This window comes from Nonomuraea sp. NPDC059007 (assembly GCF_042740555.1).
GTDB lineage: Bacteria > Actinomycetota > Actinomycetes > Streptosporangiales > Streptosporangiaceae > Nonomuraea.
The window spans coordinates 104,468-115,949 of sequence record NZ_JBHYJD010000037.1 but is presented as its reverse complement, the minus strand read 5'-3'; the positions used below and the strand labels follow the sequence as shown (position 1 = coordinate 115,949).

The 11,482-nt window shown below is 72.1% G+C and carries 11 protein-coding genes; 9 read left to right on the top strand and 2 right to left on the bottom strand.

What is annotated here, in order from left to right; translation table 11 throughout:
* The first annotated feature begins 91 nt into the window (after positions 1–91).
* From ACFWY5_RS42070 to hpaE, 3 genes are read left to right on the top strand one after another with little or no spacing between them, the layout of a single operon-like run.
* A complete protein-coding gene (locus ACFWY5_RS42070) occupies positions 92–592 on the top strand; it encodes a hypothetical protein (protein WP_379638184.1) in 501 nt (166 codons plus the stop codon).
* Entirely contained in the window at positions 589–1,503 is a 915-nt protein-coding gene (gene dapA / locus ACFWY5_RS42065) for a 4-hydroxy-tetrahydrodipicolinate synthase (RefSeq protein WP_379638183.1), read from the top strand. The genes ACFWY5_RS42070 and dapA overlap by 4 nt, the downstream gene beginning before the upstream one ends.
* Entirely contained in the window at positions 1,500–2,966 is a 1,467-nt protein-coding gene (gene hpaE / locus ACFWY5_RS42060; RefSeq protein ID WP_379638182.1) for a 5-carboxymethyl-2-hydroxymuconate semialdehyde dehydrogenase, read from the top strand. Before dapA ends, hpaE begins: the two co-directional genes overlap by 4 nt.
* Positions 2,967–2,969: 3 nt before the next feature.
* Here hpaE and ACFWY5_RS42055 read toward each other — a convergent pair whose 3' ends face one another.
* Positions 2,970–3,884, bottom strand: a complete 915-nt coding sequence (locus ACFWY5_RS42055) for an SDR family NAD(P)-dependent oxidoreductase (RefSeq protein ID WP_379624518.1) — start codon at positions 3,882–3,884, stop codon at positions 2,970–2,972.
* A gap of 79 nt (positions 3,885–3,963) precedes the next feature.
* Here ACFWY5_RS42055 and ACFWY5_RS42050 point away from each other — a divergent pair, with 79 nt between their 5' ends.
* Positions 3,964–4,539: a TetR/AcrR family transcriptional regulator gene (locus ACFWY5_RS42050; RefSeq protein ID WP_379624516.1), complete on the top strand. Its 576-nt coding sequence runs from the start codon at positions 3,964–3,966 to the stop codon at positions 4,537–4,539.
* Here ACFWY5_RS42050 and ACFWY5_RS42045 read toward each other — a convergent pair.
* Positions 4,536–5,630: a M24 family metallopeptidase gene (locus ACFWY5_RS42045; RefSeq protein ID WP_379638186.1), complete on the bottom strand. Its 1,095-nt coding sequence runs from the start codon at positions 5,628–5,630 to the stop codon at positions 4,536–4,538. The genes ACFWY5_RS42050 and ACFWY5_RS42045 overlap by 4 nt on opposite strands.
* A gap of 213 nt (positions 5,631–5,843) precedes the next feature.
* Between ACFWY5_RS42045 and ACFWY5_RS42040 the strand changes: the two genes are divergently transcribed.
* From ACFWY5_RS42040 to ACFWY5_RS42020, 5 genes are all read left to right on the top strand, one after another.
* The gene (locus ACFWY5_RS42040; protein WP_379624512.1) at positions 5,844–7,043 is read left to right on the top strand and encodes a PP2C family protein-serine/threonine phosphatase; all 1,200 of its coding nucleotides are present in this window, start codon (positions 5,844–5,846) and stop codon (positions 7,041–7,043) included.
* A 554-nt stretch (positions 7,044–7,597) separates the two neighbouring features.
* Positions 7,598–8,491, top strand: a complete 894-nt coding sequence (locus ACFWY5_RS42035) for a 5'-3' exonuclease H3TH domain-containing protein (RefSeq protein ID WP_379624553.1) — start codon at positions 7,598–7,600, stop codon at positions 8,489–8,491.
* Between the two features lie 814 nt (positions 8,492–9,305).
* Complete coding sequence (locus tag ACFWY5_RS42030) at positions 9,306–10,166, top strand: terpene synthase family protein (protein ID WP_379638181.1); 861 nt, start codon at positions 9,306–9,308, stop codon at positions 10,164–10,166.
* A gap of 217 nt (positions 10,167–10,383) precedes the next feature.
* Positions 10,384–10,977 (top strand): ATP/GTP-binding protein, encoded by a 594-nt coding sequence (locus tag ACFWY5_RS42025; protein WP_379624508.1) that lies wholly within the window; start codon positions 10,384–10,386, stop codon positions 10,975–10,977.
* A 23-nt stretch (positions 10,978–11,000) separates the two neighbouring features.
* Positions 11,001–11,465: an Lrp/AsnC family transcriptional regulator gene (locus ACFWY5_RS42020; RefSeq protein ID WP_379624506.1), complete on the top strand. Its 465-nt coding sequence runs from the start codon at positions 11,001–11,003 to the stop codon at positions 11,463–11,465.
* Positions 11,466–11,482: the final 17 nt, after the last annotated feature.

Here is an 11,482-nt window from a genome sequence, read left to right as displayed (position 1 = left end):
CACCCGCACATCCCGATCTTGCCTCTCCAGGCTCAGCAGCGCGCTCAGCCCCTGGCGTAACGGGAGTGCCTACTCAGAAAGGTAGGGCGGCATGAACGCCCAGAAACGCGCCGTCGAGGAGATCAGGCCCGGGGAGGTGCTGGTGATCGAGGCGCGCGGCGAGCACGGCGCCGGCACGCTCGGCGACATCCTCGCCATGCGCGCCCTGCGCAGAGGAGCGGCCGGGGTGGTCACCGACGGGGGGCTGCGCGACAGCCCCTCCTTCGCCGACCTGGACCTGCCCGCCTACTTCGCGGTGCCGCACGCGGCCGTGCTCGGGCGCCGGCACGTGCCCGTCGAGTCGCAGGTGCCCGTGGCGTGCGGCGGGGTCCTCGTCATGCCGGGCGACGTGCTGGTGGGCGACGCCGAGGGCGTGGTCGTGCTGCCGCCCGCCCTGGCCGCCGAGGTGGCGGGGGCCGCCGCCGGGCAGGAGGACGAGGAGCGCTTCATCTACCAGCGGGTCGCGGCCGGCGCCTCGATCGACGGCCTCTACCCGATGAACCAGTCCTGGCGCGAGTCCTACCGGGCCTGGCAGCAAGGAGGAGACGCGTGAAGTACCGTTCCGACCCCGCCGCCATCAGGGGGTCCATCGCGCCGGTGGTGACGCCCTTCACCGCCGACGGCGCGCTCGACCTCGCCTCGCTGCGCGGCCTGGTCCGCTGGCAGCTCGGCCAGGGCTCGCACGGCGTCTCCATCGGCGGCTCCACCGGCGAGCCCGGCGCCCAGTCGGCCGAGGAGCGGATCGCCGCCATGGCCGCCGTCGCCGAGGAGGTCGGCGACCGGGCGCCGTTCCTGCCCGGCACCGGCTCGGCCAAGCTGGACGAGACCCTCCTGCTCACCGCCGAGGCCGAACGGCTCGGCGCCGACGCCGTCCTCGTCATCACCCCGTACTACGCCAGGCCGGGCCAGGAGGCGCTCTTCCGCTGGTACTCCACGATCGCCACGGAGTTCCCCGGCCTGCCGATCGTGATCTACAACGTGCCCTCGCGCACGGCCGTCGACATCGCGCCGGAAACGGTCGCCAGGCTCCGCCGCGCGCACGACAACATCGCCGGCATCAAGGAGACGACCCGCGATTTCGAGCACTTCTCGCAGGTACTCCACCGGTGCGGCCGCGACTTCCTCATGTGGTCGGGCATCGAGCTGCTCTGCCTGCCGCTGCTGGCCATCGGCGGCACCGGGTTCGTCAGCGCGGCGGCCAACCTGGCTCCGGCGGCCGTGGCCCGCATGTACACCGCGTACGCAGAAGGCGACCACCGGACCGCGCTCGACCTGCACTACGCCCTGCACCCGCTCGTGGAGCTGCTGTTCGTGGAGACCAACCCCGCCCCGGCCAAATGGGTGCTGGAGCAGCGGGGCCGGATCGCCTCGGGACACGTGCGGCCGCCGCTCATCCCGCCGACCCCGGCCGGAATCACCCGGATCGAGGCGCTGCTGGCCGACTGTGAGGAACTGACCCGATGACCCTGGAGCACTACATCGACGGGGCCCGCGTCCCGAGCATCTCCGGCGCCACCTTCACCTCCTTGGAACCGGCGACGAACGAGGCGTACCTGACGGTGGCGGCGGGACGCGCCGAGGACGTCGACGCGGCGGGGACCGCGTCCATTAGGCCCATCCGCGCCGGCGCGTGCCCGGGCCGCCCGGGCTCGCATCGGGCCCGTATCCTGCCCTGTATCGCCGACGCCATCGAGGCGCGCGACGAGCGCCTCGCGGCGCTGGAGTGCCGCGACACCGGCCTGCCGATCACCCAGGCCCGCGGGCAGGCCAGGCGCGCGGCGCAGAACTTCCGTTTCTTCGCCGACGTCGTCACCACGCTCAGCGAGGACGTCTACCGGGTCGGCTCGGCCCAGCTGAACTACGTCCTGCGCAAACCCGCCGGCGTGGCCGGGCTGATCACCCCGTGGAACACGCCGTTCATGCTGGAGACCTGGAAGCTGGCGCCCGCGCTCGCGGTCGGCTGCCCCGTGGTGCTCAAGCCCGCCGAGTGGTCACCGCTGTCGGCCGGGCTGCTGCCCGACATCATGGAGGAGGCGGGCCTGCCGCCCGGGGTGTTCAACCTGGTGCACGGCATCGGCGAGGAGGCCGGCGCGGCGCTCGTGGCGCACCCCGACGTCCCGGTGATCTCCTTCACCGGGGAGAGCGCCACCGGCCAGGCCATCATGCGCAACGCCGCGGGCGCGCTGAAGACCCTGTCCATGGAACTGGGCGGCAAGTCCCCGCTGATCGTGTTCGACGACGCCGACCTGGAGCGCGCGCTGGACGCCGCCGTCTTCGGCGTGTTCTCCCTCAACGGCGAGCGGTGCACCGCCAGCTCCCGCGTGCTCGCGCACGCCTCGATCTACGCCGAGTTCACCGAACGGCTGGCCGCGCGGGCCGCCCAGGTACGCGTCGGCGCCCCCTCCGACCCCGCGACCGAGCTGGGCGCGCTCATCCACCCCGAGCACTACGCGCGGGTGACCGACTATGTACGGCTCGGCGTCGAGGAGGGCGCCCGCCTCGCCGCCGGCGGCGCCCGTCCGCCGCATCTGCCCCACGGAAACTTCCTGGCCGCGACCGTCTTCGCCGACGTCACCCCGGACATGCGGATCTTCCAGGAGGAGATCTTCGGCCCCGTCGTGTGCGTCACCCCGTTCGGCAGCGAGACCGAGGCGATCGAGCTGGCCAACGCCACCCGGTACGGCCTGGCCGCGTACCTGTGGACCAACGATCTGCGCCGCGCCCACCGCATGGCCCAGGCGATCGAGACCGGGATGCTCTGGGTCAACTCCCAGAACGTCCGCGACCTGCGCACGCCCTTCGGCGGGGTGAAGGCCAGCGGCCTGGGCCGCGAGGGCGGGCGGCACAGCATCGACGTGTACACGGTCTCGCCGATCGTGCACCTGGCGACCGAGGACCTGCCGGTGCCGCGGTTCGGCGCCGGCTGACGGTCAGCGGAGGGTCCAGGCCGGGTCGACGCCGGTCAGTTCGGCGCTGGCCGCCCACACGGCCGCCGCGAGACCGGCGTCGGCCAGCGGGCCGCGTACCGGCTCGCGGACGGGCCGGCCGCGCAGGCCGAACACCCTCGGCCCCCACAGCTCGCCGCCGCGCACGTCCGGGTCGAGGACGGCGCGGACCGCCGGCCACGCCGCCGCCCGCTTGCTCTGGAACAGAAGCCCGGCGGGCAGGGCGCGCAGCCGTTCGCCGGCCGACCGGCGGCGCAGCGGCGGACGCGACGGGGTGAGGCAGTCGAGCGCGCCGCCGGGATGGGTGACCACGCTGAGCGTCGCGGCGCCCGCCGCGCGCAGGCGGCGGTCCAGCTCGAAGCCGAACAGCATCTGCGCCAGCTTCGAGCGCGAGTAGGCGCGCTTCGGCTCGTAGTCGCGCCGGCTCTGCAGGTCGGCGGGGTCGAGGGTCACGGACTTCGCGGTGAAGCTGCCGGTGGTGACGACCCGCCCGTGGGCCAGCAGCGGCGCCAGCCATCCGACCAGCGCGAAGTGCCCGAGGTGGTTGGTGGCGAACATCAGCTCGTGCCCGGCCTCCGTCTCACGCCGCGGCGGCCGGTCGAGCAGCGTCCCGGCGTTGCAGACCACCGCGTCGAGGCGGTTCAGCTCGTGTACGGCGGCGCGTACCGAGGACAGGTCGCCGAGGTCCAGCCGCAGGTGCCGCACCCGCGCGCCGGGCGCCCTGGCCAGGATCGCCTGCTTCGCGAGCGCGGCCTTGGCCGGGTCGCGGCTGCCGAGCACGACCTCGGCCCCGGCTCCGGCGAGCTGCTCGGCCACGAAGTAGCCGATGCCCGCGTTGCCGCCGGTGACCAGGACCGTCTTGCCCTCCGCCCGTGGCGGCCGGTGCACGTCCCACGCCATGACGCCCCCTTTATCGCGAAAAATTCTGAAACGACTCTGAAACTATAGTCATTCTGGATTTGTCGCTACAGTGGGGTGCATGGGGACGACGATGGGCCGCCGTGAGCGGAAGAAGGCGCAGACGCGCAAGGCGCTGGCGGACGCGGCGGTGCGGCTGTTCGCCGAGCACGGTTACGACGGCGTCACCGTCGCCCAGATCGCCGAAGCCGCGGACGTGTCCATCGCGACCCTGTTCGCGCACGTCCCCGACGGCAAGGAGGCGCTGATCTTCGACGACGGCGCCGGGCGCGGCGCCTGGCTCGCCGAGGCGGTGCGCGAACGGCCGCCCGGCGAGCCGGTGCTACGCGCCCTGCGGCGCCGGCTGGCCGCCAGCGGCCCGTTCGCCGGCGACCTGCCGCCCGAGCTGCGGCGCAAACGCGACCTGATCGTGAACACGCCCGCGCTGCGCGCGTACTCGCGCAAGCTGTGGATCGCCGGCGAGCCGGTCCTGGCGGCGGCGATCGCGGCGGAGAGCGGCCGGGACCCGGACGGCATGGCCGTGCGCGCGCTGGCCCGCTACGTGCTGGAGATCCCCGAGCTCGCGGGCGCCGAGCCCGACCCCCTGGCCGCGATGCACGCCGTCTTCGACCTGCTCGAACCGGGCTGGCCAGGCTAGACGATCACCAGGTCGCGCGGCGTGTTGTTGAGCCGCAGACCGCCCGAGTCCGTGCAGACCACGATGTCCTCGATCCGCGCCCCGTGCGAGCCCGCCAGGTAGATGCCCGGCTCCACCGAGAACGCGAAGCCCGGCTCCATCAGCTCGCCGTTGCCCGCCACGATGTACGGCTCCTCGTGCGTCTCGATGCCGATCCCGTGCCCGGTGCGGTGGATGAACCTGTCCCCGAACCCGGCTTCGGTGATCACCTCGCGGGCCACGGCGTCGATCGACTCGCACGACACGCCGGGCCGTACCGCATCACACGCGGCGTCCTGGGCGCGGCGCAGCACCTCGAAGTACGCCGCGTACTCGGCCGGCGGCTCGCCGACGCAGTAGTTGCGCGTGGAGTCGGAGCAGTAGCCGTTGTGCAGCTGCCCGCCGATGTCCACCACGACGGGCTCGCCCGCCCGGATGACCCGGTCCGACAGCTCGGCGTGCGGGCTGGCGCCGTTGGGTCCCGAGGCGACGATGACGAAGTCGACCGTCTCGTGCCCGGCGGCCAGGATCGCGTCGGCGATGTCGCGGCCCACCTCGCGCTCGGTCCGCCCCGCCCGCAGGAAACCGGGCACCTGCCGGTGCACGGCGTCGATCGCCTCACCGGCCTCGCGCAGCGCCTCGACCTCGGCCGGGGACTTCCGCATGCGCAGCTCGCGCAGCACCGTCCCGGCCAGCACCTGCTCGGTCCCCGGCATCGCGGCGCGGAAGGCCAGCGAGGCCATCGCCCACATCCGGTCGGCCAGCCCCACCTTGGCCACCGGACCGAGCCGCCTCGCGGCGATCTCATAGGGATCGTCGGTCTCGTCCCACGCCACGAACTCCAGCCCCAGCCGCGAGGCGGGCGAGGCCTGCGCCGCCGGCAGCTCCAGCCGCGGCACCATCATGTACGGCTCGCCGGCCGCCGGAACCACCAGGCAGGTGAGCCGTTCCAGCGGCAGCGCCTGGTAGCCGCTGACGTAGCGCAGATCGGGCCCGGGAGTGAGCAGCAGGGCGTCGAGCCCGGCCTTGGCGGTGGCCTCCTGGGCGGCGGCCAGACGGGACACGGGATACAAGTCTTGGGACGTCACGGGCCCCAATCTACTCGTCACCGCTCACCTAAAATCCGCGAAAAGCTCTCACAACACGGCAAGCCATCGCTACACTCCGTTCAAGGACGATCACATACTGTGGGACCTCTTGTCCCGATCCATGTCGTTTGCGAGTGAACTATGGTCGACGTTACGGGCGGCCATCAGCCACCCCTCCCATCACCGGACCACCGTCCGATGAGCGCGGCCGAGCTCATCGGATACCTGACCCGGCAGCAGGCCGGCGAGCACGACGCCGCCATGCTGGCCATCCGCCTGTCCCACGCCGAGCGGCTCGGCAACATGGGCTGGGCCGAGTGGAACCTGCGCACGGGCGACGCCGTATGGTCCGACCACGTCTACGTCATCTTCGGCCGCGACCGCGCCGACGGCCCGCTCGGCCTGCCCGAACTCGCCGGCTACGTCGAACCCTGCGACCTCGGCGCCCTCGACCAGCTCCTGTGGAGCGTGGTGCAGGGCGTGGAGCCGGTCCAGGCGGAGTTCCGCATCCGGCGCGGCGGCGAAGTACGCAACCTGCGCGTCGTCCTCGAACCCCTCATCGCCCCCGGCGGTCCCATCGGCGTCCACGGCGTCGTCCAGGACATCACCGGCCGCCGCCGCGCCGAACGCATCATGTCCGAATCACGCCGCCAGCTCCTGGAGGCCCGCGAACGCGCCGCCGAGGAACGCCACGTCATGCTCGCGATGCGCGAGGCCATCCTCCCCGAGCCGACCGGCCGCCTTGACCTGCCCGGCACCAGGATCGCCGTCCGCTACGTACCGGCCGAGAAGACCGCCAACCTGGGCGGCGACTGGTTCGAGGCCGCCGCCCTGCCCGACGACCGCGTCATGCTCGCCATCGGCGACGTCTCCGGCCACGGCCTGCCCGCGATCGCCCACATGGCCCAGCTCCGCCACGCCCTCGTCGGCCTCACCATGACCGGCCAGCCCGCCGACCAGCTTCTCGCCTGGCTCAACGAACTCGTCCTGCACCGCCTGGACGAAACCACCGCCACGGCCATCATCGGCCACCTCGACACCGAGACCCGGATCTTCACCTGGAGCCAGGCCGGGCACCTGCCACCCATCCTGGTCCGCGACGGCAAAGCCGAAACCCTGAGCCAGCCGAGAGGCGTCCTGCTGGGCGCCACCTGCGACCAGCCCTACCGCCTGGCCAGCGTCGAACTCCGCGCCGGCGACCTCCTCCTGCTGTTCACCGACGGCCTGGTCGAACGACGTACCCGCGACATCGACGAAGGCCTGGACCTGGCGGTGTCGGCCGCCGCCCACCTCCTCACCACCGACCTCGACGCCGGCCTCGACCGCCTCCTCGCCGCCATCGGCGGCCCCAACCCAGAAGACGACGCCTGCCTCCTCGCCGTGGGAGTTGGCATCTGACGTCTCTCCGTCCCTTTATCCGTTACGGCAAGCCGCCCCACCCGCCCCGCCGTCGTGCGTGACCGCCCGTCAGGCGCCGGTCGTGAGGGCTCACGGGCTGCTCGCCGTAACGACTCCACCCTGAGCCCGCGCCCCGGCAACCCCACCTCCACCACCACCCCCCAACCCTGCCCCGCCCTCCGCCCTCCCGCCCTTCCTGCCCTCGGCCTCTGACCCGTCGGCCTCTGACTCCTGGTGTCCCGGCCCTCCGCTCCCGGCCCCAGCCTGTGCGCCTCCGGCCCCTCCCCCCTGCCCTCTGTCCCCGGCCCTCGCCCCTCCCGGCCCTTCGGCTCCCGGCCCTTCGGCTCCCGGCCCTCCGCCCCCGGTCTGTGCGCCTCCGGTCCTGAGATCCGGCCGACTCGCCTTGACCCTGGGGCTTTGGCCCACCGCTTGGCCCACGCCCTGCCTCACAGCCGGAGGCGGTTCGGGCGGGGCCGTACCGGGGGGAAACGGGTGGTGGTGGGGGTGGTGGGGAGCGGAATGTCGGGGCGGGGTGCGAACATGGGCGAGTGCTGATGCTTCTCGACACACCCTCGCTCTACTTCCGTGCCTTCTACGGCATCCCGGAGTCGATGACCGCCCCCGACGGGATGCCGGTCAACGCGGTTCGCGGGCTGATCGACATGATCGCCACGCTGGTGCGCAAGTACCGCCCGGCCGAGCTCGTGGCGACCATGGACGCGGACTGGCGCCCGGCCTTCAGGGTGGCGGCGATTCCCACCTACAAGGCGCACCGGGTGGCCCACGGTGACACCGAGGAGGTGCCCGACACACTGGTGCCGCAGATCCCGGTGATCGAGCGGGTGCTGGACGCGGTCGGCATCGCCCGCCTGGAGTCTCCCGGGTACGAGGCCGACGACGTCATCGGCACCCTGACCCACGCGGCCGGCGGCGGCGCGGTGGACGTGGTGACGGGGGACCGGGACCTGTTCCAGCTGGTCGACGACTCGCGGCCGGTTCGCATCCTCTACACGGCGCGCGGCATCCGCAACCTCCAGGTGGTGGACGAGGCGTTCGTGAGCGCCAAGTACGGCATTCCCGGCCGTTCCTACGCCGACTTCGCCACTCTGCGTGGCGACCCGTCCGACGGCCTGCCCGGTGTGTCGGGCGTGGGGGAGAAGACGGCCGCCGCGCTGATCACCCGCTTCGGCTCCCTGGACGCGCTGCTCACCGCCCTGGACGAGGGCGCCACCGAGGGTTTCCCGGCCGGCGCCCGCACCAAGCTGGCCGCCGCCCGCGACTACCTGCGCGTCGCTCCGGCCGTGGTGGAGGTCGCCTCCGACGCCCCGCTGCCTACCACCGACCTCACCCTGCCCACCAAGCCCCGCGACCCGGAAACCCTGGTCCAGCTCGCCGACCGCTACGACCTCGACAGCCCGCTCAACCGCCTCCTCGACACCCTCAAATAACTCCGGCCAGCCCCACATCTCCAGGTCAGCCCCACATCTCCCGGCAACCACACAGACCTCGGCGCCACCGACTCGCCACCGACCTTCCGGCCGCTGAGCAGACCATGCGTCGCCGGGCAACGTCCGCGCGCCTGTAGTCGGCCACCTTCACGCGACACCCGAGGCCGCGGGATGCCACCAGGCCGCGGGATGCCACCCCCAGGGCGCTCGGGGCGAGGCGAGACGCGGGACGCGTGGGAAGCGGTGCGTCGAACGCGGGGACGCATGACGCCGGGGCGCGATGTCGGGCGCGCGAGACGCGGGAGGCGGGGGCGCGGGAGGCGGGGCGGAGTGCAGGGCATGCGAAGCGCCACATGCGGGGCGGGGTGCAGGGCATGCGAGGCGGGGCGCGATGAAAGGCGTCGGCGGCGCGTGGCGGGGAGGGGACGCGGGGTGGGGGGCGGGGTGCGGGGTGCGGGACATGCGAGGCGGCGCGTGATGAAAGGCGTCGGCGGGGCGCTCGGGGCGGCGCGCGATGCACGGCTTCGGCGGCGCGTGACGGGGCGGGGCGGCGCGTGGCGGGGCGGGGGATGCGGGGACGCAGGGTGTGGGGCGCGGCTGGCGGCGCGTGAAGACATCGCGGGGTTGCGGGTGGCTGGGTGGGGCTGGACGGCTTGGGGTTGGTGGCTGGGTCTGGGGGTTGGGGATGGGTGGGGAAGGAACGGGGGCATACCTTGATCGGTAGTGCGCGATCATGTGACAATTCGCCCACAGGTCGATACACGCGGTGTGGGGGTCGGCGTCATGGTGCGAACGCTGAGCGAGCGGCCCTAGGGTGGCGGGCGACGAGCTGGGCGAGGCCTCCGAGCTTGGTCGCGTCTGTGCGCTCGCCGCCGAATGCGCCCGTGATCTGCGCCGGTGCGTTGAGATGTACGGCGGGTTGTTTCCCAGGGCCGCCTTCGACCCCGATCTTTATCATGCGCTCTGTCTGTCTACCGCGTTCAGTTCGCCCTGGTCGGCGGCGGAGCGGCTGAAGGTCGCCAACCGGGCGGCGTTGTGGGTGCGGGCCGTCGGGTGGCTGGTGGAGCACGCGGCCGCCACCCGCGACGAGGTGGACGAGCTGAGCCGCGACTGCATGGCCGTCGCCGACGGTGCGGCGCCGAGGGTGCCGGCGACCCGGTTCCTGGCGGATCTGCGGGATGAGATGGCGACGGTCAAGGGGTTCGAAGGGCTGCGGGGGCGCTGGCGGGCGCAGCTGGAGCGCATGCTGACGGCCATGGAGCGGGCCTGGGTGTGGCGGGAGGCGGGGATGGTGCCCTCGCTCGGGCGCTATCTCGACAACGCTGACAGCTGCGGTTCGAGCTTCGTGGATCTGTCACACTGGATCTACGCGGGCGACCCGTGGGCGCGGCGGCATCTGGGTGAGCTGGAGCCGGCCAGCAGGCATGTGCAGCGGTATCTGCACCTGCTGGGTGACCTGGCCTCCTACCGCCGGGATGTCAGCTGGGGCGACCTCAACGTGCTCATGCTGGGGGTCAGTCACGGCGACGTGACCGATCGGATGACCGTTCTGGCTCAGGAGGCGGCGGCGCTGATCGGGCCGTTGCGCGAGGTGAGCCCGCTGACGGCCGCGTACCTGCGCCGTCAGATCGGATTTAATACCGGTTTTCATGGCATTTCGGGCCTCATGGCCTGACAACTCGCTGACTCCGGAGTTTAGGAGCGCAACGGGCCGCCATGTATTACCGTGCTCTAGGCGACAAAGAGGGACATATGGCTTCCTGTGATGGATTGTGCCTTGAGTGGAAATTGTGGCGTTGCTAGGGTGTCTCGTTGCCAGGTAAGTGGATGGGACCTTTTCTCTGCGCCTTGACAGGTCACTCTGACCAGGGCACTTCACAGGGCGGTGCTCGATGGACTTCGGTCGCTCTGAACGATGGCGACTGCCGACCGCGATCAAGATTCTGATCGCCGGCGGGTTCGGCGCGGGCAAGACCACGATGGTCGGCGCCGTCTCCGAGACGCGCCCGCTGCGCACCGAGGAGATGATCACCCACGTCAGCGCGGGTGTCGACGACCTGTCCGGTGTCGAGACCAAGCCCACGACCACGGTCGCCATGGACTTCGGCCGCATCACCATCCGTGACGACTACATGCTCTACCTGTTCGGCACCCCCGGCCAGGAGCGCTTCTACTTCGTCTGGGACGAGCTGGCGCTCGGCGCGCTGGGCGCGGTCGTGCTGGCCGACACGCGGCGGCTGGCCGACTGCTTCCCGGCCATCGACTACTTCGAACGCCACCGCACCCCCTTCGTCGTCGCCCTCAACTGCTTCGACGGCGCCCGCCCCTTCACCGTCGGTCAGGTGCGCCGGGCGCTGGAGCTGGAGCCCGAGATCCCGATCGTGTTATGCGACGCCCGCCGTAAGGACTCGGGCAAAGAGGTGCTCATCACGCTCGTCGAGCACGCGCTGCGGACGGGCGCCGAGCCCGTCGGAACCGCGCCGTGACACGAAGCCGCTACCTTTGACCGATGGAGGAGATCGACCGCCGGATCGTCACGCTGCTGGCCAAGGACGGCCGGATGAGCTTCACCGATCTGGCCAGGGAGACGGGATTGTCCGTCTCGGCCGTGCACCAGCGGGTGCGCCGCCTGGAAAAGCGCGGCATCGTGCGCGGCTACGCCGCCGTGATCGACCATGACGCCATCGGGCTGCCGCTGACCGCGTTCGTGTCGATCAAACCCATCGACCCCGCCGCGCCCGACGACGCGCCCGACCGGCTGGCCCATCTGCACGGCATCGAGGCCTGCCACAGCGTGGCCGGTGACGAGAGTTACATACTCAAGGTCCGCGTGGCCTCGCCGGTGGGCCTGGAGGAACTGCTGCAGCAGATCCGCGCCGCGGCCAACGTCTCCACGCGCACGACCGTGGTCCTGAGCACCCCGTACGAGCACCGCCCCCCGCTGCTGGAGGGCGGTGCGGACCCCGTCGACTGACCGTCGCGGCGGCTTCC